At 63.7% G+C, this 24,565-nt stretch carries 20 protein-coding genes and 2 tRNA genes; 16 read left to right on the top strand and 6 right to left on the bottom strand.

Going from position 1 to position 24,565, the window contains the following annotated elements; translation table 11 throughout:
* Positions 1 to 2: 2 nt before the first annotated feature.
* Together HV681_RS10930 and HV681_RS10925 are read left to right on the top strand one after the other, a co-directional pair.
* Positions 3 to 425, top strand: coding sequence for a tripartite tricarboxylate transporter TctB family protein (locus HV681_RS10930; RefSeq protein WP_175123105.1), 423 nt, complete (start codon positions 3 to 5; stop codon positions 423 to 425).
* Positions 426 to 435: 10 nt separating this feature from the next.
* Positions 436 to 1,941, top strand: coding sequence for a tripartite tricarboxylate transporter permease (locus HV681_RS10925; protein WP_175123104.1), 1,506 nt, complete (start codon positions 436 to 438; stop codon positions 1,939 to 1,941).
* Positions 1,942 to 2,069: 128 nt separating this feature from the next.
* On the opposite strand, the gene HV681_RS10920 is transcribed toward HV681_RS10925, so the two are convergent.
* The 3 genes from HV681_RS10920 to HV681_RS10910 all read right to left on the bottom strand — a co-directional run bounded on the left by HV681_RS10920 (position 2,070) and on the right by HV681_RS10910 (position 4,676).
* A complete protein-coding gene (locus tag HV681_RS10920; RefSeq protein WP_239216225.1) occupies positions 2,070 to 2,612 on the bottom strand; it encodes a PIN domain-containing protein in 543 nt (180 codons plus the stop codon).
* Positions 2,613 to 2,787: 175 nt separating this feature from the next.
* Complete coding sequence (locus HV681_RS10915) at positions 2,788 to 3,528, bottom strand: SOS response-associated peptidase (RefSeq protein ID WP_175123102.1); 741 nt, start codon at positions 3,526 to 3,528, stop codon at positions 2,788 to 2,790.
* A 389-nt stretch (positions 3,529 to 3,917) separates the two neighbouring features.
* Positions 3,918 to 4,676: a GAF domain-containing protein gene (locus HV681_RS10910; protein WP_175123101.1), complete on the bottom strand. Its 759-nt coding sequence runs from the start codon at positions 4,674 to 4,676 to the stop codon at positions 3,918 to 3,920.
* Positions 4,677 to 5,421: 745 nt separating this feature from the next.
* On the opposite strand from HV681_RS10910, the gene HV681_RS10905 reads away from it, so the two are divergent.
* From HV681_RS10905 to HV681_RS10890, 4 genes are all read left to right on the top strand, one after another.
* Positions 5,422 to 6,336, top strand: coding sequence for a LysR family transcriptional regulator (locus HV681_RS10905; RefSeq protein WP_175123100.1), 915 nt, complete (start codon positions 5,422 to 5,424; stop codon positions 6,334 to 6,336).
* A gap of 169 nt (positions 6,337 to 6,505) precedes the next feature.
* Positions 6,506 to 7,714, top strand: coding sequence for a CaiB/BaiF CoA transferase family protein (locus tag HV681_RS10900; protein WP_175123099.1), 1,209 nt, complete (start codon positions 6,506 to 6,508; stop codon positions 7,712 to 7,714).
* A gap of 75 nt (positions 7,715 to 7,789) precedes the next feature.
* Complete coding sequence (locus tag HV681_RS10895; protein ID WP_175123098.1) at positions 7,790 to 8,749, top strand: Bug family tripartite tricarboxylate transporter substrate binding protein; 960 nt, start codon at positions 7,790 to 7,792, stop codon at positions 8,747 to 8,749.
* Positions 8,750 to 8,763: 14 nt separating this feature from the next.
* Positions 8,764 to 9,684 carry a hydroxymethylglutaryl-CoA lyase gene (locus HV681_RS10890; RefSeq protein ID WP_175123097.1) on the top strand — a complete coding sequence of 307 codons (921 nt, stop codon included), beginning with the start codon at positions 8,764 to 8,766 and terminating at the stop codon, positions 9,682 to 9,684.
* 1 nt (position 9,685) lies between these two features.
* Here HV681_RS10890 and HV681_RS10885 read toward each other — a convergent pair whose 3' ends face one another.
* Both HV681_RS10885 and HV681_RS10880 read right to left on the bottom strand, forming a co-directional pair.
* Positions 9,686 to 10,123: a universal stress protein gene (locus tag HV681_RS10885; protein ID WP_175123096.1), complete on the bottom strand. Its 438-nt coding sequence runs from the start codon at positions 10,121 to 10,123 to the stop codon at positions 9,686 to 9,688.
* 160 nt (positions 10,124 to 10,283) lie between these two features.
* A tRNA-Ser gene (locus HV681_RS10880) sits at positions 10,284 to 10,371 on the bottom strand.
* A 155-nt stretch (positions 10,372 to 10,526) separates the two neighbouring features.
* On the opposite strand from HV681_RS10880, the gene HV681_RS10875 reads away from it, so the two are divergent.
* From HV681_RS10875 to HV681_RS10845, 7 genes are all read left to right on the top strand, one after another.
* The gene (locus HV681_RS10875) at positions 10,527 to 11,504 is read left to right on the top strand and encodes an NAD(P)H-quinone oxidoreductase (RefSeq protein WP_175123095.1); all 978 of its coding nucleotides are present in this window, start codon (positions 10,527 to 10,529) and stop codon (positions 11,502 to 11,504) included.
* A gap of 160 nt (positions 11,505 to 11,664) precedes the next feature.
* The gene (gene tpiA, locus HV681_RS10870) at positions 11,665 to 12,411 is read left to right on the top strand and encodes a triose-phosphate isomerase (RefSeq protein ID WP_056321524.1); all 747 of its coding nucleotides are present in this window, start codon (positions 11,665 to 11,667) and stop codon (positions 12,409 to 12,411) included.
* Between the two features lie 21 nt (positions 12,412 to 12,432).
* The gene (secG, locus tag HV681_RS10865) at positions 12,433 to 12,915 is read left to right on the top strand and encodes a preprotein translocase subunit SecG (RefSeq protein WP_175123094.1); all 483 of its coding nucleotides are present in this window, start codon (positions 12,433 to 12,435) and stop codon (positions 12,913 to 12,915) included.
* Between the two features lie 77 nt (positions 12,916 to 12,992).
* On the top strand, positions 12,993 to 13,934 hold the full coding sequence (locus HV681_RS10860) for a LysR substrate-binding domain-containing protein (RefSeq protein WP_175123093.1): 942 nt from the start codon (positions 12,993 to 12,995) through the stop codon (positions 13,932 to 13,934).
* Between the two features lie 81 nt (positions 13,935 to 14,015).
* Positions 14,016 to 15,404, top strand: coding sequence for a 2-oxoadipate dioxygenase/decarboxylase HglS (hglS, locus tag HV681_RS10855; RefSeq protein ID WP_175123092.1), 1,389 nt, complete (start codon positions 14,016 to 14,018; stop codon positions 15,402 to 15,404).
* Positions 15,405 to 15,531: 127 nt separating this feature from the next.
* Positions 15,532 to 15,616: transfer RNA gene (locus HV681_RS10850), tRNA-Leu, on the top strand.
* Positions 15,617 to 16,049: 433 nt separating this feature from the next.
* Positions 16,050 to 16,796: a YrbL family protein gene (locus HV681_RS10845; protein WP_254594159.1), complete on the top strand. Its 747-nt coding sequence runs from the start codon at positions 16,050 to 16,052 to the stop codon at positions 16,794 to 16,796.
* A 90-nt stretch (positions 16,797 to 16,886) separates the two neighbouring features.
* On the opposite strand, the gene HV681_RS10840 is transcribed toward HV681_RS10845, so the two are convergent.
* Entirely contained in the window at positions 16,887 to 17,144 is a 258-nt protein-coding gene (locus HV681_RS10840; protein ID WP_175123091.1) for a hypothetical protein, read from the bottom strand.
* A gap of 128 nt (positions 17,145 to 17,272) precedes the next feature.
* On the opposite strand from HV681_RS10840, the gene HV681_RS10835 reads away from it, so the two are divergent.
* From HV681_RS10835 to HV681_RS10825, 3 genes are read left to right on the top strand one after another with little or no spacing between them, the layout of a single operon-like run.
* Positions 17,273 to 18,667 (top strand): SrfA family protein, encoded by a 1,395-nt coding sequence (locus tag HV681_RS10835; protein ID WP_175123090.1) that lies wholly within the window; start codon positions 17,273 to 17,275, stop codon positions 18,665 to 18,667.
* 3 nt (positions 18,668 to 18,670) lie between these two features.
* Positions 18,671 to 21,847: a virulence factor SrfB gene (locus HV681_RS10830; protein ID WP_175123089.1), complete on the top strand. Its 3,177-nt coding sequence runs from the start codon at positions 18,671 to 18,673 to the stop codon at positions 21,845 to 21,847.
* 18 nt (positions 21,848 to 21,865) lie between these two features.
* Positions 21,866 to 24,565, top strand: coding sequence for a virulence factor SrfC family protein (locus HV681_RS10825; protein WP_175123088.1), 2,700 nt, complete (start codon positions 21,866 to 21,868; stop codon positions 24,563 to 24,565).

Raw genomic sequence — 24,565 nt, 5'->3', positions numbered from 1 at the left:
TCATGTTCATCGTGGTGGGGGGAGGCTTTGCGCTGCAGGCGACCCAATATTCCATGGGCAGCGCGGCGCGCATGGGCCCCGGTTACTTTCCGTTCTGGCTCGGCATCGTGCTGGCGCTGATGGGCGCGACGGTGCTGATGAGCGCCTTGTCCCCCCGCGCCGAGAAAACGACGATCGGCCGCTATGACTTCCGCATTCTTGTTCTCGTCGTCGGGTCTGTGTTCCTGTACGGCTTTTCCCTGCGCTATCTCGGCCTGTACCTCTCGGTGTTCCTGCTTGTCCTGATCAGCAGCGTCGCCAGCCACGAATTCAACTGGAAGGTTGCCGTCGCCAACGGCCTGTTCCTCGTGGCGTTCTCCTACCTCGCGTTCATTCGCGGGTTGGGCCTGATCTTTCCGCTGTGGCCCAGCGTGCTGACCAACTGAGGTACCGGACATGGAATTGCTTCAAAACCTGATGCTGGGTTTTTCGGTGGCCTTCACCCCCGAAAACCTGACTTACGCATTCATCGGCTGCCTGCTGGGCACGCTGGTCGGCGTGCTGCCGGGACTGGGTCCCGTGCCGACCATCGCCATGCTGCTGCCCATCACCTACGTGCTGCCGCCCACCGCCGGCCTCATCATGCTGGCCGGCATCTACTACGGCACGCAGTACGGCGGGTCGACGACAGCCATCCTGGTGAACCTGCCAGGCGAGACCTCGGCGGTGGTGACCGTGCTGGACGGGCACCAGATGGCGAGAAACGGACGGGCGGGCGCCGCACTGTCGCTGGCGGCCATCGGCTCGTTCTTCGCGGGCAGCGTCGCCACCGTGCTGATCGCCGCCTTCGCGCCGCCGCTGGCCGAAGTGGCATTCGCGTTCGGCCCGGCCGAATACTTCTCGCTGATGGCGCTGGGCCTGATCGGCGCCGTCGTGCTGGCGTCGGGCTCGCTGCCCAAGGCCATCTGCATGATCCTGCTCGGCCTGCTGCTGGGCATGGTGGGCACCGACGTGAACTCGGGCGTGGCGCGCTATGACTTCAGCATCCCCGAACTGCAGGACGGCATCGACTTCGCCATCGTGGCCATGGGCGTTTTCGGCCTGTCGGAAATCATGAGCAACCTGGAGCTCAAGGAGAACCGGGTCGAGATCACCGACAAGGTCGGCTCCCTGTATCCCAGCCGCCAGGAATTCCGCGAGGCCGCGCCCGCCATCGTGCGCGGCACGGCGCTGGGTTCGGCGCTGGGCATCCTGCCGGGCGGCGGTTCCGTGCTGTCGGCCTTTGCGTCCTACACGCTGGAAAAGAAGCTCTCGAAAGAGCCAGAGCGTTTCGGCAAGGGCCATCCCGCCGGCCTGGCCGGTCCCGAATCCGCCAACAACGCGGGCGCGCAGACCTCCTTCATTCCGCTGCTGACGCTGGGTATCCCGGGCAACGCGGTGATGGCGCTGATGGTGGGCGCGATGACCATCCACAATATCCAGCCGGGACCGCAAGTCATGTCCAGCCACCCCGAGCTGTTCTGGGGCCTGATCGCCTCGATGTGGATCGGCAACCTGATGCTCGTGGTGCTGAACCTGCCGCTGATCGGCATCTGGGTGAAGCTGCTGCGCGTCCCGTACCGCATGCTGTTCCCGGCGATCCTGGTCTTCTGCACGATCGGGGTGTATTCGTTGAACTACAACGCCTTCGACATCTTCATGTTCGCCATCTTCGGCATCATCGGCTACGTGTGGAGCAAGCTTGGCTGCGAAGGCGCGCCGCTCCTGCTTGGCCTGGTGCTGGGGCCCATGATGGAAGAGAACTTCCGCCGGGCACTCCTTCTGTCGCGCGGCGAGTTCTCCACCTTTGTCACGCGTCCGCTGTCGGCCACGCTGCTGGCGCTTGCCGCGATCCTGCTGGTGCTGGTTGCGATGCCCGCGCTGCGCAAGAAGCGCGAAGAGGCTTTCGTCGAGGTCGATTGACGTAACGGTAACGGTTGGCTCCGGGTCTGGTTCGGCGAAAGCCGGCCAGGCCCCTTTTTTCTTGGCGGCTTCTTATTGCCTGCCTTATTTCCGCCGGCTTATTGCCGCCGCTTTCATCGCCAAGCGGTCTATTGACGCGCCACCAGGTTCTTCAGACCGTACAGCCGTTCGCGATGCAGGGTCGCAGTCAGCGGCTCCGGCTCGCGGCCCAGCGCGACGTAGTCGGCGGGAATCTGCGCAATCGCGTCCTGCATGTTTTCAGACCCCGCGTGCCACCACTGCACCAGCATCCGGTCCGGGTTGTAGACGTCCAGCCCCTGGCGTCGCAGCTCGGATCGATTGAAATCCTTCAGGTTCCACGTCAGCACCTGCACGGTCGGCGTCTGAGGCAGCCCGCAGCGCGCGCGCCGCGCCAACCCGGCCGCAATCACGTGGAAATCCTTGGGGTCGCTGTAGCGCAGCGACGCTTCATAGACCTGCGTGTCCGATTCCATGGCCGCCGGAAACCGCGCGTTCATGTCTGCCCAGAATTCCGCCATCACCTCCGGCGGAATGTCCCAGATGCGGCAGGCGTTGCGGCGCCATTCCTCGCCGATGCGTTCGGTCCATACGGGCTGGAACACGCCGGCCTCGGCCAGGCGCAGCAACAGGCGGCGCAGGATGCCGGACATGAGGACGCACGCGTCCAGGACGATGAACGGGGGAGAGGCGGGGAGGGAGGTCAAGATCGGTTCGGTCGCTGGCCCGGGCAACGCGCACGAATGGTGCGGCGATGGTCGCCGGGCGGGCGGGAAATATGAGGCGAGGCAGAAGAATAGTGGTTTTTTCTGTGGTCTGCCGAGCGGGTTATCTGTTCAGGAGGTCGTCCGGCACCAGAAGGTTTCGGTCGTCGGGACCCTGTTGGGTACCGCTGAGGAAAGGTCGGGCCATCGGGGTGGCCGTCAGCATGTCTGCCGGAAACGGAACCAGCATCTCGCGGCTGTGGGCGGCCGATGCGGTCAGCCAATCGCCATAGGCGCCTTCCGGCAGGATGACCACCATGCGCTTTTCCGTGTTGGGCTGGTGATAGCGGCTGAACAGGGGATCGTGGTCGGCGTTGATGGTGAGCATGGTGTAGCTCTCCTGCCATTGCCCCGCCGCATCGCGATAACGGTCCCACAAGCCCGCGATGCCCAATGGCTTGCCGTCGGCGCGGGTGAAACGGGTGGCCACGGCCTTGCCGGACGTCCAGTCCGGCTCGAAGATCGCGTCGGCGGGAATGATGCAGTGCTGCGCGCGGCGCCAGGCGTTGCCGAACGTGTACGAGCCCGCGGCGGTCTCCGCGCGGGCATTGAAGGTAGACAGCTTGCCTGCCCGTTCCAGGCCGCCTGAACGCGTCATGGCGCTGATCAGTCCCCAGCGGCCCGCCGCGGCCTCACGATCAGGAACGGCATCGTCGCCGGCGTCATGCTCAGGCGGACGCCGCACGAACACCCCTTCGTAGCGGGGCCACATGTCGTACTTGCCGATGGCGGCGGGTCTGGTGCGCACGCCGAATTTCTGCAGCAGCAGTTCGGCGTCCTTGAGCGTCTGGTAGTGCGAACACATGCACGGGCTCCCGGAATGACGGGGGAGGCGCACGGTGGCGCCTCCGGGGTATCCAAGCTTGCCGTGTGGGCGTGCGATTTGTCCAGCGTGAGGGGACTGCGAGAAGGCGTGGCGAGCAGGGCGCTCATGCGGCGCGGGGCGACAGATGCTGAAAAGGAAGCTCGAGAGCTTCCTTTTTTCATTATGCGGCGACCATCTTCTTGATCGGTGCCGGAGGTCCGGGTTCTTCCCGGGCGCCTTGTGTTATGCCGCTGCTACCGCTGGTGATGGCGCGCAAACCGGAGTCCGTGAGGGTGAGCTGTCGTACCGTGATCTTGGCATCCGGTTTCGAGATGACCGTTGCCTCTTTTACGAAAGTCCAACGTGAGCGCGGGGTGGCAGTTGTCATGTCAATACCTTTTCGTGACGAAATCGCTGATGGCTTCGCAGCCGGCGCCAACTATTTCCATTACATCGTCACGGGCGAACAATGCACGGTCACTTGAATCGAAGTAGATCACGCCCACTGCATGCTGTCGAGAAGCGTCCAGGACAGGAATGGCTAATGCGGAATATCGCCCCGGCGTGAGTCTGCGAGCTTGTGCCGTAGTGTACCCCCAGGCATCAACGAGCTCATCTCTCAATTGTTCGTCCGTCGCGGTTTCGCTCGACATATCAAATGGGGTCTTATTGCGGATGGCTTTGCCGGTGATGCCCGCGTTCACCGGAAACGTTCGGCCAACCCCTTCGCCGCTTCCGCCTGCATAGTTGATGATCTGCTCGATCTCAGTCGGATCGTTGACAGGTGGGACGACTCGATGAAAGGTTGCCCGCAAGTCCGACCCGCATTCTCGGGTGGCGCATTGCTTGGCGAGCATATGGTGTACGGTGGACACCGCAGCATACAGCCCTTCGTGGACGGCGGCGGGGCTGTCTTTGGTATCCTCCCCTCGAGCTACGCTGACGCGAACCATGAGGGCGGCAATAAGCCAAACGAACGCAAGAGCGGCGCAACCGAAAAGGAAGTAATCAGGCTTTGGCTCATGCCACAGCTTTATCGCCGCAATGCCGGCCGCGAATATAGGCGGCACGTTATACAGGAGTTCACGCGGCCAGCGCTTCTCGAGCAGCCGTCGCTTTTTGGCGCCGGGGATTTCTTTCAGGCGCATAGGGTTCCCTCCTGTTCGGACCCGTCGGGTGGCAGGTGACCGATTCTGCGAGGTAAGTCTAGCTTGGCTGTTATCGCGGTAGCCAAGGCTCAACAAAAATCAGACAGAGTCGCGCATAACGCTTGCCGAGCATTGGTGCCAGTGGGCATGCGAAACAATCATGAACAGTTTCGGGAGGCGCGTGGCGTTGCGGCCCCTGACGGGCACAGCGAACGCCAAGGAAGGCGGCGCAGAAATGGCGTCCTGCCTTGGATCGTGATGCAGAGGGGTGGTGCCCGAGACCGGAATCGAACCGGTACGGCCGCGAGGCCGAGGGATTTTCTTACCACTTCGGCTTTCGCCGCCAGCACAGGCTTGCTGTTCGTGGTCTGGAGCACGCCTTCACCATAGCCCTTTCGGCCTTAGGTGCCCGCCGTCTGCTCTCTACACCTTCCCCGATATGTCATCGGGGCTTGGCTCGGCGTTAGCGCGGAACGGGTCCAGGGCCTTCGCCGAGTTTGACGGGCTTCACCTTTGGAGTTTCCTCCAGAGGGCTCAAATTTGTTCAAGTCCCTTGTGTCTACCAATTTCACCACTCGGGCGATGCGCGTCCCGCGAGGGGCCGGCAGCGGGCGAGACTATACCACCTTGGCAGCGGGGATATTGGCGGCGCGCGCTGGTGACGGGTAATCGCGACAGGAACTGGACCGGCGGGCGGGTAAACCCCGATCCCTGCGCGGCGGGACTACGGACGACACTTTGCGCCATGAAGCCCAGCCCGCCCGCCCCGCCGTCCCGCGACATCGACCCCGTTTCCCTGCGCCTGTTCCTGGCCGCGCTGGAGGAAGGCAGCCTTGCGCGCGCCGCCGCCCGCGAGAACATCGTGCCGTCGGCCGTCAGCAAGCGCATGTCGGAAATGGAAGACGCGTTTGGCGTGCCGCTGCTCGAGCGCGGCGTGAAGGGCGTGCAGCCGACGCCGGCCGGCGATGCGCTGGCCGCGCACGTGCGCCGCGTGCTGGAGGATATGGACCGCATGCAGCGCGACATGGCGGGATTTGCAACCGGGGTGCGCGGGCATATCCGGCTGGCCGTCAGTTTTGCCGCCTTGTCGGGCGACCTGCCGGCGCAGATCCAGTCCTTCCGGCGCGCGAATCCGCAAATCGATATCTCGCTGGAAGAGGACACCACGCAGACGGCGTTTCGCGCCGTGCTGGAAGGGCGGGCGGACGTGGCGGCCGGTTCCGACTTCGGACACGAAGGCCTGCAGGTGTTTCCCTTTGGCCATTGCGAACTGGCGGCGGTGGTGCCGGGCCGGCATCTGCTGGCTGACCGCGAGACGCTCGGTTATGCACAGCTGCTGCCGTTCGAGCAGATCGAGCTGAACCGCGATAACGGCATCAGCAGCGTATTCGATCAGGCGGCGCGCGAGGCGGGTATGACGCGCCGCATCAGCGCGCGTGTCAGTTCGCACGAGACCATTTGTCTGCTGGTGTCGCGCGGAATGGGCGTGGCGGTGGTGCCGCATTATCTGAAGCCGCGACTGGCGCACCTGGACATTCGCTTCATTCCGCTGGAAGGGCCGTGGTCGAGCACGCCGCTGTGCATTGCGGTGCGGGATCCGGAAGCGCTGTCGCCGGCTGCGCGCGCGCTGCTTGCGCATCTGGGCGTGCTGGGGGATTGACGCCCTCAGGGCTAACCCGGACGTTCCGAAACGAGAATGCCCCCGTGCTGAAAGACCGCTACCCGCCGGTGCCGCCCGCCCGCGATGATGCAGACATGCCGGCGCGGCGGACAAGTTTCCGAGGCTGACGCCGCGCTCCCATCGAACAGGCTGGCAAGAGGAACCGCAGATGACAGCAGCACCGGCTTCACCCTTCATGGACAGCACCGAACTGCCGCTGCGCGGCATCAAGGTCCTGGAACTGTCTCACATGATCATGGGGCCGGCCGCCGGCCTGTCGCTGGCGGACCTGGGCGCGGACGTCATCAAGGTCGAACCGATCGACGGCGACCGCACGCGGCGCTTGAAGGGATCCGGCAGCGGCTATTTTCCGGTCTTCAACCGCAATAAGCAGAGTCTTGCGATCGACCTGAAGTCGCCGGAAGGCCAGGAGGTGGTGCGCAAGCTGGCGCTGCAGACCGACATGATCGTGGAGAACTTCCGCGACGGCAGCCTGGCGCAGTACGGACTCGATTACGAATCGCTGTCGGCTGAGAACCCGGGGCTGATCTATGTGTCGCTCAAGGGCTTTCTGTCCGGTCCCTACAAGCACCGCACCGCGCTGGACGAGGTGGTGCAGATGATGGGCGGGCTGGCGTACATCAATGGCGGGGCGGACACGCCGCAGCGGGTGGCGGCGTCGGTCAACGACATCCTGGGCGGCACGTTCGGCGTGGTGGGCGCGTTGGCCGCGCTGCACGACCGCCACGCCACCGGCCGCGGGCGCCATGTGCGGTCCGGCCTCTTTGAAAACAATCTGCTGCTGGTTGCACAGTTCATCGCGCAGTTCCAATTGACGGGCACGGCACCCAAGCCGATGGGCGCCGAGCGCAAGCCGCCATGGGGCGTGTACGACGTCTTCGAAACCGCCGATGGCCGCGTGTTCGTCGCAGTGGTGGGCGATGCGCAATGGCGCAACTTCGCGCAGAAATTCCTGCCGCCCGAATGGGCCGCGGATCCGCGCCTGGCGACCGCCATCGACCGCGAGGCCGCACGGTCGTGGCTGGTGCCGGGCGTCGGTGAAATCCTGAAAACCTGGAAAACCGACGAACTGTGCGCCGCGCTGGAGGAAGCCAATCTGTCGTATGGCCCGATCCGCCAACCGCACGATTTGCTTGATGACGCGCATCTGAACGCGGGTGGCGCGCTGCTGCCGACCCGGCTGCCGGACGGCGGCGAGATCTCGGCCGCCGCGCTGCCCATCGAGTTCGATGGCCGCAAGGCGGGCAAGCGGTTCGATCCGCCCACCCAAGGCGCGCAGACGCACGCCATTCTTCAAGGCCTGGGCCTGGATGCCGCGCGCATCGACGCCTTGCGCACGGCGGGAGTGATTGCATGACGCCAGGGCGTTAGCGCCCGATTTCTGTCGAGGCGGCGTCAGACCGCCAAGACATCCATCAAAGAGGAGACACCCATGATCCGCAAACTCGTTGCGCTGGCTGCGCTGGCCGTCGCATGTACCGCCACTGCGCAGGACTATCCGAACAAGCCCATCCGCATCATCATCCCGTCCACGCCGGGCGGCGGCACCGACTACATCGGCCGCCTGATGAGCACCAAGCTGCACGAGCTGAACGGCTGGGCGGTCGTGCCCGAGAACAAGCCCGGCGCCGGCACCGCGCTGGGCTTGGCCGAAGCGGCGCGCTCGCCCGCGCAGGGCTATGACCTGGTGATCGGCCAGTCCGACAATGTCACGCTGATTCCGCTGCTGATGAAAGTCGCCTACGACCCGGTCAAGGATCTGACGCCGGTAGCGCTGGTGGCCACGACGCCGATGGTGCTGCTGGTGGCGGAGGCCTCGCCCTACAAGACGCTGCCTCAGGTGATCGAAGCGGCCAAGAAGGCGCCCAACCAGATTTCGTACGGCACGTCGGGCACCGGCGGGGGCGTGCACATCGCAATGGAAATGCTGCAGCACGAAGCCGGCTTCAAGATGCAGCACGTGCCGTACAAGGGTTCCGCGCCGGCGCTGGCCGACCTGATGGGCGGGCATCTGCAGTTCGCGGGCTCGTCGATCTCGTCGGCGGCCACGCTGATCAAGTCGGGCAAGGTGCGCGCGCTGGCGGTGACCTCGCCCAAGCGCAACCCGGCCTTGCCGGACGTGCCGACCGTGGCGGAGCTGGGATACAAGGACTTCAGCGTGGTGACCTACTACGGCGTGCTGGCCCCGGCCAAGACGCCCGACGCCATCGTCACGCGGCTGAACAGCGACTTCAACAAGCTGCTGGCGCGCCAGGATGTGAAGGACGCGCTGGCGGCGCAGGGACTCGAGACCGACCCCGTATCCAGTGCCCAGTTCGCCGCGCTGATCCAGTCGGACATCGGCAAGGCGCAGCAGACCATCAAGAGCGCCGGCATCGTCATTCAGCAATAGACACGGGAACGTATATGAACCAGGAAGTCAGGCTTTGCGAGGTCGGGCCGCGCGACGGGTTGCAGATGGCCAAGGGCATGATGCCGGGCGCCGACAAGCTGCGCTGGATCCGGCAACTGGCTGATGCCGGGCTGCGCGAGATCGAAGTGGGCAGCTTCGTGTCGCCGCGACTCGTGCCGCAGATGGCGGACACGGGCGACATCCTGCCCGAAGTGCTGAAGATCGACGGGCTGACGGTGTGCGCGCTGGCGTGCAATCTGAAGGGTGCCATCGCCGCCTACGAGGCCGGTGCGCACGTGCTGGCGTTTCCCGTGTCGGTCAGCGACACGCACAGCCGCGCCAATGTGGGCAAGGGAACCGACGCGCAGGTCGACATGCTGGCCGCCATCGTCGACTGGGTGCGTTCGCAGGCGCGGCCGATGCGAATCGACGCCGCCGTCGCCACCGCGTTCGGGTGTTCGATGGAAGGCGAGGTGCCGGTGCGGCGGGTGGCCGAGGTCGCGGCCGCGGTGGCGCGCGTGGGCGCCGATGAAATCGCGCTGGCCGATACCGTGGGCTATGCGCATCCCGGGCGCGTGCGCGAGGCGGTGCGTGCCGCGCAGGATGCCGTGGGCGCGCGACTGACCAAGCTGCATCTGCACGACACAATGGGATTGGGTCTGGCGAATGCGCTGGCGGGGCTGGACGAAGGCATCCGCGCCTTCGATTCCTGCCTGGGCGGGCTGGGCGGTTGCCCGTTTGCGCCGGGGGCGTCGGGCAACATCGTCACTGAAGACCTGGTGTTCATGCTGGAAAGCATGGGGTATCGCACGGGCGTTGACCTGCCCCGCCTGCTTGCGGCACGGCCACTGCTGGCCGAATCATTGCCGCAGGAAACCCTGCGCAGCGGCGTGGCCGCCGCCGGCATTCCCGGGACCTACGCGGCCACCGCTTAGGTCAGCGATACACCAGGACGGGCAGGGTGGTGTGCGCCAGCACCTTCTGCGTCTGGCTGCCCAGCAGCAGCGCGGCCATGCCCCCACGGCCGTGCGAAGACATGGCAATCAGGTCGCAGTTGCGCGTCATGGCCACGTCGACGATCACCTGATAAGGCGAGTCGCTCTCGCGCATTTCCGTGACGCAGGCCACGCCGGCGGTGCTGGCCTTGCCGGCGGCTTCGGACAGATACGAGCTGGCCAGCTCGCGCGCCTGGTTTTCGTAGATGCCGCGCATGCCTTCAAGCTGCACGGATTCCATGGAGGGCATCTCGAACGGGCTGTAAACGGTCAGGACCGTGACGCTGGCGTCCAACGCACGCGCAAGCGCAAGGGCTTGTTCCAGGCCGGAATTGGCCAGGCTGGATCCGTCGATGGGGATGAGTATGTGCTTGTACATGGCAACCTCCAGAAGGAATCTGCGTCCATGGTACGCCCGTTGGGGACGGCCCGTTTGGGACGGCCCGTTTGGGACGGCCTGTGGAGGACGGCCTGTGGAGGACGGCCTGTGGAGGACGGCCTGTGGAGGACGGCCCATTTGGGACGGTTGCCTCTGAATCTGGCGGAAGCGGTGAGATTCGAACTCACGAACGGTTGCCCGTTGCCGGTTTTCAAGACCGGTGCAATCGACCACTCTGCCACGCTTCCGGGGTGTTGCCAGTACTGCCGGCGATTTTGCCTGCCGGATTGCCCGCAGTGCCGCCAGTCTATTGCGGCCGCCAGGCAAACATTCTGCCCGAACGGAATCACGATATGCCGCAAAGGGCGCAATAATAATCCATTTGCTGCAAAGGAGGCACGCGATGCACGCTGTTGAAATCACCCGCCCCGGTGGCCCCGAAGTCCTCGTCCCCGTGGAACGCCCCACGCCCGAGGCCGGCGCCGGCGAAGTTCTGATCAAAGTGACCGCTGCGGGCATCAACCGCCCCGACGTGTTCCAGCGCAAGGGCAACTACGCCCCGCCGCGCGGCGCATCCGACCTGCCGGGTTTGGAAGTGGCCGGTGAAATCGTCGGCGGCGACGTGGCCGGCAGCGGCTTTGCCGTGGGCGACAAGGTCTGCGCCCTGGTCGCGGGCGGCGGCTATGCCGAATACTGCGTCGCGCCTGTGGCGCAATGCCTGCCGATTCCCAAAGGCCTGTCCGACATCGAGGCCGCCGGCCTGCCGGAAACCTATTTCACCGTGTGGAGCAACGTGTTCGACCGCGGCCGCCTGTCCGAAGGCGAGGCGCTGCTGGTCCATGGCGGCGCCAGCGGCATCGGCACCACGGCCATCCAGTTGGCCCGTGCGATGGGTCACAAGGTCTACGCGACGGTCGGTAGCGACGATCGCGCCCGTGCCGTCGAGGCGCTGGGCGCCGACAAGGGCATCAACTACAAGACGCAGGACTTCGTGAAGGAAGTGCTGGACGCCACCGGCGGACGCGGCGTCGACGTGATCCTGGACATGGTGGCCGGCGATTACATCGCCCGCGACATGCAGTGCCTGGCCGATGATGGCCGTATCGTCATCATCGCGCAGCTTGGAGGCTCGCACGCCAATGTGGATACCGCCCAGGTCATGCGCCGTCGCCTGACCATCACCGGCTCCACCCTGCGGCCCCGTCCGGTCGCCTTCAAGGGGGCCATCGCCCGCGCTCTGCGCGAGCAGGCCTGGCCGCTGCTGGAAAAAGGGGCCATCAAGCCCATCGTCCACGCCACGTTCCCGCTGGCCGAGGCCTCCAAGGCGCACGCCATGATGGAAGGCGGGGAAAACATCGGCAAAATCATCCTGACTATGTAAGAAACGCGCGGCGTTCGGCGTATCGCCGCGCAACAGGATACAATCTCGGGTTTCGCCTGGAATTTTTTCCAGGCAGGCCCGTGGGCGGTTGCTGCACAAGTCCCCTGTATCAGGACCTGCAGGCTCACCCCCTCACTCCCAATCGTCAGACAAATTCGCCATGACTTCAGTCGAAAACCGCGCCCGCCTCGTGCTGGGCAACTGGAAGATGCACGGCAACCTTGCCGAGAACGCCGCGTTGCTGACCGAGCTTCGTGCCGCGGATGCGGCGGGCCACTGCGAAATCGGCATCTGTGTTCCGTTTCCCTACCTGGCGCAGGCTGCTTCGGCCCTGACCGGCAGCAGCGTGTCCTGGGGCGCGCAAGACGTCAGCGCGCATGACAAGGGCGCGTACACGGGTGAAGTTTCCGGTTCGATGCTGAAGGAATTCGGTTGCCGCTGGGCGCTGGCCGGCCACTCCGAGCGCCGCGTCCTGCACGGCGAAACCGACGAGATCGTGGCCGCCAAGGCCCAGGCCGCACTGGCCGCCGGCCTGACCCCCGTGGTCTGCGTCGGGGAATCCCTGGCCGACCGCGAAGCCGGCAACACGCTGGCCGTGATCGAACGGCAGCTCAAGCCCGTGCTGGCGTTGGGCGCCGATGCGGTTTCCCGCATGGTTCTCGCCTATGAGCCCGTCTGGGCCATCGGCACGGGCCGCACCGCTTCGCCGGAGCAAGCCCAGGAAGTCCACGGCGCCATCCGCGCCGCCCTGCGCGCGCTCGGCGCTGCACAGGTCCAGGTGTTGTACGGCGGCAGCGTCAAAGCCGCCAACGCCTCCAGTTTGTTCGCCATGACTGATATCGACGGAGCCCTGGTCGGCGGCGCGTCGCTCGTGGCCGAAGAGTTTTTGCGAATTGCCGCCATCTAAGTTTCCGTTCCGGAGTCTGTAATGCCCCTGATGCTCAAAATTCTGCTGGCCGTCCAAGTGATCTCGGCGCTGGCTATCATCGTCCTGGTCCTGCTTCAGCAGGGCAAAGGCGCCGACATGGGCTCCGCTTTCGGTAGCGGCTCGTCGGGCAGCCTGTTCGGCGCCACCGGTGCGGCCAACTTCCTGTCGCGCGCCACCAAGTGGGCCGCGGTCGTGTTCTTTGCCTCCACCGCTGGTCTGGCCTACTTCAGCCACAAGGGCACCGCTGGCCCCGCTGTGGATTCCGGCGTGATGCAAAGCTTCCCGGCCGACCGTTCGGTCCCGCAAGCGCCGGGTTCCTCGGTGCCGGCCACGCCGGGCGCATCGTCCGTCCCGGGCGCATCGTCCGTGCCCGCCACGCCGGCGCCCGCCCAGCCCGACGCCTCCGTGCCGACGGCTCCGGCTGCCCCGGCCGCCCCGGCTGGCGACAAGCCGGCGGCCGCGCCCGCCGCCCCGGCAAAGTAAGGCACAGCAGCAGAAAGGCCGGCGTAAGCCGGCTTTTTTTATGCTTGCCGCATTGAAGCGACCTGCCTGGAAAAGCCATGGAAAAGCGATTGATGCCGTCGATGATGGCGCTGCAGTGTTTCGAGGCGGTGGCGCGGCACATGAGCTTCACGCGCGCGGCCGAGGAACTGCACATGACGCAGAGCGCGATCAGCAAGCAGATCGCGCAACTGGAGGCCCTGCTGCGCAACCCGCTGTTCCTGCGCGTGCGCCGCCGGCTGCAACTGACGCCCGCGGGCGCGCTGTACCAGTCCGAGGTCAGGGCAATTCTGAATCAGATCGACGTGGCTTCGCGCGACATTCTGACCTATGGCAGCGAGACTCAGGTGCTCACCATCGGCACCCAGCCCACCTTCGGGTCTCGCTGGCTGATCCCGCGGCTGCAGCGCTTCATGGCTGCGCATCCGGAAATCCAGTTGAAGGTGCGCAGCGAAACCCATCCGTTCGATCTGATGCAGGCCAAGATCGACATATCGCTTTTCTTCGGCCATGGCGCGCTGCCCGGCGCGCAGTGCGTGGAACTCTTCGAGGCTGACGTCGTGCCGGTGTGCTCGCCCGCCATCCTGCACGGCGGCAAGCTGGCCAGCCTTGCCGACCTGAGCCGGCAGACGCTGATCCAGTGCGCCTCCCGCCCGGAGGCCTGGCACGACTACTTTTCCCATCAGCAATTCCAGTCCGACCGCAGCTATCTCGGACCGCGCTTTGACACCTTCTACATGTGCGTGCGCGCGGCCGAGGGGGGTTGCGGCATCGCGCTCACGCCGCGCCTTCTGGCCGAAGAAGAATTGCAGGCCGGCAAGCTGGTCGTTCCCTGGGATTACGTGCAGCCCAGCGATGGCGCGTACTTCGTGGCGTATTCCGAGCACTCGGCCGAGGTGCCGAAGATCAAGCAGTTCGTGGCATGGGTGCGAGACGAAGCCCGCCAGCCGGACGGCCGGGGCGCGCCGCGCGCCCGGTCCATGAAAAAACGGACTGATTAGGCCGAATTTTTTCATTTGATCGGCGCGGGGCGGCGTGATTACATGCGGGCCATCCTTTTCCACCGATGTGCCGAGCCCGTCATGAGTCAGAACTACGTCAATCCCGATCAGATCCGCGCCTGGTTTTCGCGCGCCATGTCCGACATGTACAAGCAGGAAGTCCCGCTGTACGACACGCTGCTGGACCTGGTGGCGCAGGTGAACGCCCGGACGATGGACGAGCAGCCGGAACTGGCCGCGCATCTGGCGCGCACCGGCGAGATCGAGCGCCTGGACATCGAACGCCATGGCGCCATCCGCGTCGGTACGCCGGAAGAACTGGCCAACATGCGCCGCGTGTTTGCCGTGATGGGCATGCTGCCCGTCGGCTACTACGACCTGTCGCCCGCCGGCGTGCCGGTGCATTCGACGGCTTTCCGCGCCACGCATGAAGCGGCCCTGCAGGCCAGCCCGTTCCGCGTCTTCACCTCGCTGCTGCGCCTGGAGCTGATCGACGACGTGGCCCTGCGCGAAAAGGCCGCCCGCATCCTGGCCGCCCGGCAGATCTTCACGGACCGCGTTCTGGCGCTGACCGCCAGCTGTGAGGCGCAAGGTGGCCTGAATGAGGCCGACGCCCGGGAATTCGTGGCCGAGGCGCTGCACACTTTCCGCTGGCACAGCGAGTCCACGGTCAGCCTGGCCGACTACCGCGAATTGCATGGCCAGCATCGCCTGATCGCCGACGTGGTGGCATTCAAGGGGCCGCACATCAACCACCTGACCCCGCGCACGCTGGACATCGACGAAGCGCAGGCCGAGATGCCGCGCCGCGGCGTGTCGGCCAAGGCCGTCATCGAAGGCCCGCCGCCGCGAAAGTGCCCGATCCTGCTGCGCCAGACCAGCTTCAAGGCGCTGGAGGAACCGGTGCGCTTCGCCGGCGCGGATGGCTCCAGCGCGGTGGGCAGCCACACCGCCCGCTTCGGCGAGATCGAGCAGCGCGGTGTGGCGCTGACCCGCAAGGGCCGCGCGCTGTACGACCAACTGCTGGACCTGGCCCGCAGCCGCATCAGCGGCGCGCCCAACGAGGGCAATGCGGCGGCTTACATGCAGAACCTGCAGGATTGCTTTGCGGCGTTTCCGGACGATTACGCGGCGCTGCACGACCAGGGGCTGGCGTACTTCCGCTATTTCCTGACCGGCAAGCCGGGCACGCCGGAAACCTCGGATCTGTCCGCCCTGATCGATGCGGGCTACGTCCAGTTTGAACCGCTGGTGTACGAAGACTTCCTGCCGGTCAGCGCAGCCGGCATCTTTCAGTCGAACCTGGGCGACAAGGCGCAGGCCGAGTACGCGCAAAACGCCAGCCAGGCCGCGTTTGAAGCGGCGCTTGGCGCGCCAGTGATGGACGAACTGGCGCTGTACGACGCCACGCAGGCGCGATCGCTCGCGGCGTGCCTGCAGGCGCTGGGCGTGGAGGCGGTGGCGGCCTGAAGATGTCCGGGCTGAATGGGCCGCAACCCGCCGCCTTGCAGATAAAGCGGGACGGCTTTCCCGCTTTCCAAATTACGTGATAGAATGCTCGACTTTCCAGCAGGGTTCGCCTTGTTGGGTTGGTCAAGCCGACGTGGTGAAATTGGTAGACACGCTATCTTGAGGGGGTAGTGGCGAAAGCTGTGCGAGTTCGAGTCTCGCCGTCGGCACCAAGAAATTCCTCGCAATGAACCCGCATTTCTCTTTTGGAGGATGCGGGTTTTTTGTTTGTCGGTCCCTTCGGTGGACGGTCCCTTCCATGGTGGGTCCGCAAGCCAACTGTGGCTATTCGCCCGGATCCGCTGGAAAACAGATTTCCAGATACCGGAACAAAGGACAGATGGGCCTCGGATCCCCCGTGAACCGCGCGATCTCAGGGGAAACCCCATCCGGTCGCGTATCGCCGCTGCGCTTGTGCCGTCGCCGCCTCGCGACTAACATGTCGCAAGCCAACTATCAAGCCAACATTGCAATCTGTCGCTCGTGCCCCGAGATTGCGCAAAATTCTTCAATGCTTTCCTGCACCTTCGAATCCCCGAGCCGACATCGGCATGACCGACCGCATCCTCATGCCGGGGCTTCCCGGCATTTGCCGAGGCCGCGTCCGTGCTGAACGTGTCGGTCCGGCAAAAGACCGCCAATCTGAAGACGACACCCTGGAAGGGCCTGCAAGTCATTCCGCGGCGGGCGCTCGCCCCGTCGGAATCGGCCAGTCCGTTCGAAATCCTGGATTTGAAGCCGCTGAACATCGCCGCGGCGGGCAGCGAGCGGGACGTGTATCTGCATCCGGCCGACAACTCGTTGCTGATCAAGATCGTCAATGGCGTGCGCCGCAGCCAGGCCGACCGCAAACGTCCCTGGTACAAGCGTTTCCGGCGTGATGCCTCGCATCGCGTGTTCATCATGGAAGCCGTTGAATACATCGCCACCACGGCCCAGCAAGGCGCGCGGGGAGGCAATGTGCTGATGGCGCGCATCTTCGGTTTGGTGTTGACCTCGAAGGGCTTGGGCCAGGTGGTCGAGCGCATCGTCGATGCGCATGGCAACCTGGCGCCCACGCTGAAGGAAGTCGTGGCGCGGCACGGGTTCTCGCCGGAACTGCGCTATCGCGTGCACGAATTCATCATGGCGCTGATCGACGCGCATGTGGTGTTCAACGATGTCAGCGCCAGCAACATCGTCGTGGGTTTCAATGCCGAAGGGCGCGAAGGCCTTTATCTGGTGGACGGGTACGGCTCCAAGCAGCTCATTCCCGTCTATTCGTGGAGCAAGTCGCTGAACGGCCGGCGCATTCTGCGCCGTTACGACACGATGACCAAGAAGCTCCTGGCCGCTAGCGAACGCCGGCGCTAGGCGTTTACCTCGTTAGCCCAGATTTGACGCCTGTCCTTGGGGGCAGGCGTCCGCCGCTTTTGTCTCTAACGACTTGAAATTCTTCGCTGCCTATTCAACAGGGCAGGAAGTAAGAATTTCGGGCGCGAGTTTCTGGATATCACTTCCTGATAGCGCCGGCAGCGCCTCCGCCTTGATGTTGCGCTTGATGACTTGTAGCGCACAGGTGCAATAGCCGGAGTTTCCGCTACTCGCCGCAACACAATTCTTTTCGAAGTTGCGATCAAACTCAGATTGCCGCGAACAGCTTGTTAACATCGCAAGCGTCAGAAACATAAAAATACATTGAAGAAAATTTTTGTGACGCATTGTTAGTCTTATCCTTATAATTTCAAACTGTCCCGAATTAAAACACGGGGTCGTCCATGCCCGCGTGACGGAGATTGGGGGCTGTTCGTCCAGATTGTGGGCGATATAAAGCAGACAAGTAACAAAATATGCTAGGCGTTAAATTACGTAGCGAAAATATTGACCAGTTTGATGTGTTGGGCGAACGCGGACAGGCCATTCACCTTGTCGCCAGCCAAATCCTGACTGTGTTGAAAGGCAAGCGTCCCGATCTGCTCGCCAATTTCGCCGTGCCGCAGCCTAGCGAAAATGGCACTCGCATTGATTGGTACGCGCCTAATCCGGGAGCCGTGATCGCCTGGAACGCGGCGACCAAAACAGAGCAGTCGAGCGCATTGGCAAGGCTCGAATCGGTACGGGCTGGCGTGGCGCAGTTGCGGGAAACCGTGCAAGCGAAGGGGAGCAGCAACGATGCTGCCTTGCTGGGTCAACTGCTGAAATGGATCCTGCACCACCCGGATAACAGCTTTGTGTTCCTCGTGGACGGCCAGCCCGTCATCACGTTCTGGGGCTTCGTGCACAGCGGTGCGGATAGATCCCTCGATCCTCTTCACGCCTTGCGGCCATCCGCTTTCGCGGAATCGGTCCCGCAGGCGCCACTCCTGGAAACTGCAACCCGTCCCTCCTTGTCCTCGCCGGGGCTGCCTCAGGTTGGCGCGTCCTCACCTTGGTGGAAGCGGTGGTGGATATGGCCGCTCTTGCTTCTTGCATTGTTGGCTTTGTTGTTTGGTTTGCGTGCGTGCATGCCGGGTCTCGCGCCGAGCTCATCCTTGCCGGTCGACACGGCGCCGCGCGACGTTGGGGGGTCACAAACCCTTCCGGAGCTGCCTAAGCCGCCTGGTGTCACACATTGGACCGCGCCCGCAGCGAATGGCAATGGTGCAAGCAGTGGCTTGCCCGCCACTTCGGGCAGCGCTGTGTCGGGCGAGAAACTGCCTGTTCCCGGCCTGAATACTCCCGCTGAATCTGCATCTGCCCTTGCCGGAGCAGACCAAGTCGCGCCTGCGACGCCGCCTTTGGCCGCGAATGACGCCAATTCTTCCGCGCCGGGCGCCTCGGACAATTCCTCCGGCCAGCGCGATGTCGTGCCGCCGTCGCCGGCAGAAAACAAGGACGCCCTGCAGATTCCGGTTGACGCGGGCGAGGGCAATGCCGACTTCCTCAACGGTAACTGGCGCGCCGGCGCGGGAATTCAAGACCGCGATACCGGCCAGCCCCTGCGTCTGCTCTACCAGTTCAAGAACGGGGAAGGGAACGTCACCCTCAATCGTCACAACGGCGTGCAGTGCTCCGCGCCTGTCAGTGCCGCCATGAGCAAGGGCTCGTTGATGATCAACAACAGCGTCGAGGCACAGTGTAGCGATGGAGGCACCTACGAAATGCCCCAGATCCAGTGCCAGCCCGGCGCGACAAGTATCGCGTCGTGCGCCGGCCATTATGGGGACACTCGATTCCCCATCTCCATGCGTCGCGCCCAACCCTAATCGTTGAGAGAACCTGCCATGTTGCCCCCAGTTGATACCTACGACGCCGACAAAGATAACGTTGAGCTTTTCGGAAATACGGGCGTCCAGTTCCTCGACCTGGCGTGCGCCCTGCCTGATCTCAAACGAGAGCCGGAGGGTGAGTTCTGCATGCATCCATCTGGCAGGATGCCGATCAGGCTGTATGTGCCTGACGACGGCAAGCCAGGCTACGAAGACAGGCCGGGCAACTTCTTCGAGACGAGGGCCGCCTTTTCCCTGCCGCTACAGGAAAGCCTGGAGTTGTTTGACGGCTACTGGTTGCCTGCTCCTTTCTTTCGCTACAAATCAGACAGCCAATTCGATCGGGGTCCGAAGAACTGGGCGCGCCTGCGCTTCGTCAAGCTCGCTGAAGCTGACGCCAATGGCAATACGCACCGTCTAACCCTGGCGTTCGACACTCGCACGCGTGCGCGCGACGACGCCCGCGATTACATCGAGCCCTACGACGAAGACATGGAGACGGGCGCCTTGTTTCGTCTTGCCTTCAACCTCCACGAAATGCAGTGGTTCCTTGACGAACAGGAATGGGTCGTCAAGTGGCTTGAAAGTATCTTCCGCGAGCGCCGGGACGACCTCGAAAACCGGGAAATTGAAAAGGCGCTCGCAAAGAAAGAGCACATTGCCCACTACTTGAACCTGCTCAGCCTGATGCGCGAGGGCGCGCCCACCACACGCTCCAACAAGGAGCTGAAGGACAAGGTCAAGATCAAGTTGCCGCGCATCAAGGTGCTGAACATGGTTGCGCCCGGTAGCAATGGCCGCAAGGTGATTCGAGGGGGAAGCGTGCCGGTCGACCTGGTGCTGGACGTGGGCAATTCGCGCACCTGCGGCATCCTGATCGAGGAACACAAGCAGAACGACAACGGCTTGAACGACTACAGCTTCCTGACCTTGCGCGACATGACACGGCCGGAGCATGTCTACCATCATCCGTTCGAGTCGCGCGTTGAGTTCGCACCGGTCAGCTTCGGCAAGGATGACCTTTCTCTGCAAGGCGGACGCGACGACGCGTTTGTCTGGGTCTCGATGGCGCGGGTCGGCACCGAAGCGACGAACCTGGCCGCGCGCAAGGAAGGCACGGAAGGGTCCACCGGACTGTCCAGCCCCAAGCGTTACCTCTGGGATGCCGAGGATGCCTACGAGACTGGCTGGCGGCCCAATGCTTCAACGATCAAGGGCGAAGCGCCTGAATGGGCGACGCTCGGGCCTTTGAAGAACCTGATCGACGAGAAGGGCATTCCTTTGTATGGACCGTGCCCGCTTTACGAAGGCGAGGAAACTTCAGGCTTTCCCGCGTTTGAGGCCCACTACACGCGCAGTGCGTTGATGGGCTTCATGTTGAACGAAGTGTTCGCGCAGGCGGTGTCGCAGATCAATAGCTGGTTGTATCGTTCGCGCAAGAAAGATCGGACCCTGCCTCGCTTCCTGCGTGCCATCATCCTGACCGTCCCCCCCAGCATGCCGCAGGTGGAGCGTGGCATCTTCAAGCAGCACGCGCAACGCGCACTCAGCTTGCTGTGGAAGAGCATGGGCTGGCACACCGGCGATGGCGACCCCGTCGAGGACAGCGAGGATGAGAAGCACGACCTGTTCGTCATTCCCTTGCCCAAGATCGTCATCAAATGGGACGAAGCGACCTGCGGTCAATTGGTTTACCTGTACACGGAGGTCGTCACCAACTTCAACGGCTATGCCGAGGAGTTCTTCGATGCGATCGCGCGGCGCGAGAAGCCGGATCGTGAATGCATCACCGTGGCCTCCCTGGACATCGGGGGCGGCACGACCGACCTTGTCATCACCGACTACAAGCTGGATCGCGGCGCGCGGCAATCGGCCAACAGTTTTGTGCCGATCACTCCCACGCAGCGCTTTCGCGATGGTTTCAAGGTGGCGGGAGACGACATCGTCCTGGAGGTCATCCGCAAGTACGTGCTTCCCCAGCTGGAAACCGCGCTCAAGGAGGCGGGCGCCCGGGAAACGGCGAGCCTCATGGACATCCTGTGCGGAAGCACGGGCGACGACGAGCGCCAGCGCCTTCTGCGCCAGCAGCTCACGTTGCAGTGCCTCTATCCCTTGGCGCTCGTACTGCTCAAGGAGTACGAAGGCTATGACCCGGAGAAGCCGGCCGAGCGCAAGGAACAGACCATTGGCGATTGGCTGCACGATAAGCAGCCGCTTAGCAGTGCGGTGCGAGGATTCGTGGGCAAGGCGCTCAATGAAGCCGCCGGGCAGCCGGTCGAGTTTGACCTGGACGCGGTGGTCCTGACGTGCGACCCGCTCAAGATGCACTTTGACTTCCTGACCGACAACCTCGATATCTGCAATACCTTGCGGAACCTTTGCGAGATCGTCAATTACTTCGAGTGCGACGTGTTGTTGCTGACCGGCAGGCCGTCTGTCCTGCCGGGCGTGCAGGCCGTGATCCGCAAGGCCGTGCCGTTGCCGCCGGGGCGGCTGGTTTCCATGCACAACTACCGCACTGGCGACTGGTTCCCGTTCCGCAAGGCCGGACGCATCGACGATCCCAAGACCACGGCATCGGTAGGCGCCATGGTGATCTGGCTGTGCGAGAACAATCGCATTCCGACCTTCAAGATCAATACCGGCACGCTACGACCGAAACCCCTGATCCGCCATTTCGGCGAGATCGGCAACGACAACATGCTCAAGCACGGCAACGTGCTGTTTGCCGACATCCATACGCGGCAGTCCGATGACGGCAAGACGTCCATGGACCAGAGCATCGAGTTGCCCCTGGGGCCGGACGGCGACGTCATTCCGTTCAAGATGGAAAACACTGCGCGGCTGGGCTACCGGCAGCTCAAGGCGGAACGTTGGCCGGCGACGCCCATGTATGTCCTGGGCTTCGACCGGGAGTGGGAGCAGGAATACAAGCGCATGCAGGAAGCCAATCCGAACAGGACCCATGCCTCGGGCCGCGTGTATTTCAAGGTCGCCAAGCCCACCGAGCAGGAGCGCAAGGCGGGCTTGATCAGCGATCGGCTGCTGGTCGCCAAGACCGCACCCCTGACGGACGACGCGCGAGGCAAGCCGGAGGTGAGGCTGCAACTGAACACGCAGCTCCGGATCGGGAAGGCGAATTTCTACTGGCTGGATAGCGGTAGCGTGAAAGGTTGATTCAGGATTGATTGCGACATGAGCGAATCTCAGGAAAAAATTGCGAACCAATGGCGTGCGATTCATCGCGGCGCGGGCCGTGCAATTGCATGGATAGACGCCGTGCGCGGCAACTCCAAGCGGCTCGACGACAAGGCCGATGCCTTGATCCACGGCTTGCGCCGGACCAGCAACAAGGCGCGCAGCCTCGAGCGTGCGGCGGGCCACCCCATGGCCATCGGGTTCTTCGGCTTATCCCAGGCGGGAAAGTCGTATCTGATTTCCACCCTGGCGGCGAGCGAAGACGGCCGCCTGGAAACGGAGTACGGCGGTCAACGCGTCGACTTCTTGACGTCGGTGAATCCTTCCGGCGGCGGTAGCGAGGCGACAGGACTGGTGACCAGGTTCACGCGGACCAAACCTGCCATCCAGGATGCGGCCTATCCCATCGAAGTGCGCCTCTTCCGGGAAATCGATCTCGCCAAAATTCTGGCCAACGCATGGTTCAAGGACTTCGACCAAGGAAAGGTCGAATACAAGATCAATGGCAATGGCATCAAGTCCATCCTTGAGCGGTTCGCCGATCGGGTATTGCATGAGCCTCAGCCCGGCGTAAGCGCTGACGACGTCGTGTCCCTGTGGGACTATGTGTCCGATTCGTTCGGCAACCACGTCCAAGCGCTGGAAGGCGACCTTAAAAGCGGCTATTGGCCGCAGGCCGTCGCTCTGGCGCCTCGGTTGTCTCCCGCCGACCGCGCGGAGTTCTTCTCTCTGTTGTGGGGCGAGGAAAGGGAGCTGACGAAGGTTTACGCGCAAATGGCCGAAAGCCTTCGCGCCATCGGCAATGCCGACGTCGCGCATATTCCGCTCGATGCCGTGCAGGATCACAGCGACGGTCCTCCCAGCATCATGAACGTCACGATGCTGGACCAGATCGGCGGCGGCGACGGCGCAACCATCAAAGTGCGCGCGGTGAAGGGGGGGGCATTGGGCGAGCCGGTCAGCATTCGGCGCTCGAATCTGGCTGCCCTGACAACGGAGCTGGTTTTTCCGCTGGTGAACCCGCCGCGGGAACGCAGCCTGGAAACGGTCGACCTGCTGGATTTTCCCGGCTACCGGGGCCGATACGACAAGGCCCGTTTGAGCGAAATTCCGAACAATCCGGTAGGCGAGCTGCTGCGTCGTGGCAAGGTGGCCTACCTGTTCGAGCTGTACACCGAAAATCAGGAAATGAACGGCCTGGTGCTTTGCACGCCAGCGCACAAGCAGCCCGAAACGAGCGCGGTAGTGCCCGTGCTCGATCGGTGGGTCAGGCGAACGCAAGGCGATTCGGGCCGTGATCGCGCCGAAAAGTCGGGCTTGTTGTGGGCCGTGACCATGTTCAACGCTCGCGTCACGGACATGCTGCAGAAGGAAGACAAGTGGCACCAGGAGTGGAAGGGCTTGAACGACATTGCGTTCAAGATCTATGAAAGCCTCGACTTCATGCGTGACTGGAAGGGCGGAAAGCCGTTCAGCAACACGTTCCTCGTGCGCACGCCTTCCTACTCGGACTTCACGACCAAAGACGGCCATCGGGAAGTCGCCGTGTCTCCTGAGAAGCGGGATGCACTGAGCCGGATGCGTGAGAGCTTCATCAACGCCGATGCGCTGCGCAGCAGGTTCCCGCAGGCGGGCGAGGCGTGGGACGCCATGATGCAGCTTGACGACGGCGGCATGGGACGCATGGCAGGCGCCATCGCGCAGATCAGCGACATCGGGTTCAAGCTCGATCGGCTGCGTTCCCAGGTCGAGGACGCGCACCACACGATCGCCGATGTTGGCGTGGGCCTGTTTTACCGTGAAGGCAGCGATGTCGAAGCGGCACGAAAGAAAAAGCGGGAACTGGCTGACAAGGTCGCGCCCGTCTTGCGTGGCATCGCCGAGAACCCCAAGGCCTATTTCATCCTGTCGGAATTGATGCACGCCCTGGAGATTCCGAGCGAAGCACTCCGCAACCTGTATCTGAACGGCGCGGACGTGCCGCAGGCGCGGCAGGTTCAGGCCGAGGCGAAAGCGGCGCCCGCGAGCACGGGAGACGATCTGTTTGCCAGCCTGCTGGACAGCGGCAGTGGTGGCGGCGATGATGCGCCAGCCAGCGCCGCTGCGGATGTGCTCGTTGATACCTACGAACACTGGTTCGCCGATTCGGCGTTCAAGCTGTGGCTCAACCATCTGAGCGAGATTCCCGCCCGAACGCGCCAGCACGCGATGCTCAAGAACATTCCGCAGGATGTTCTGGAGATTGTCGTCGAAGAGCTGCGCAACGCCGCCTATCGGGACAATGCCATCGGCCATAACCTGCCCAAGCAGATGCTGCTCAGCCTGCTCGCGCGCTCGGACAGCGCTTCCAAGCGCGATCAGATGGTCATGAGCCAGGTGCTGCGCGTGCAAATGGTGCTGCGCGACTTCATTGCGTGGCTGGGTTACCCCGGCATGAACGACGACGACAAGCCTGCCAGCGCGTCGGTGGCCAACGGCAAGGTCTTTGCAAAGACCACATCGCTTGACGCCGCCACCGGCCTGCCCGACCTGCCCGAGAAGAACGAAATGGGTAAGGGGCGCGAGTTCTTGAAGGACTGGGTTGCTTGCTTGACCGACATGATCGTCAAGAACGCAGGCTACACGGCCGGGCAGGAAATCAGCGATGAACAGAACGAGGCGCTGGGCGCCATCATTGCGGACATCAGGAAAGGTTGA

It is taken from the genome of Achromobacter animicus, assembly GCF_902859585.1.
GTDB classification, from domain to species: domain Bacteria; phylum Pseudomonadota; class Gammaproteobacteria; order Burkholderiales; family Burkholderiaceae_B; genus Achromobacter; species Achromobacter animicus.
This window is presented reverse-complemented; position numbering and strand designations above follow the sequence as displayed.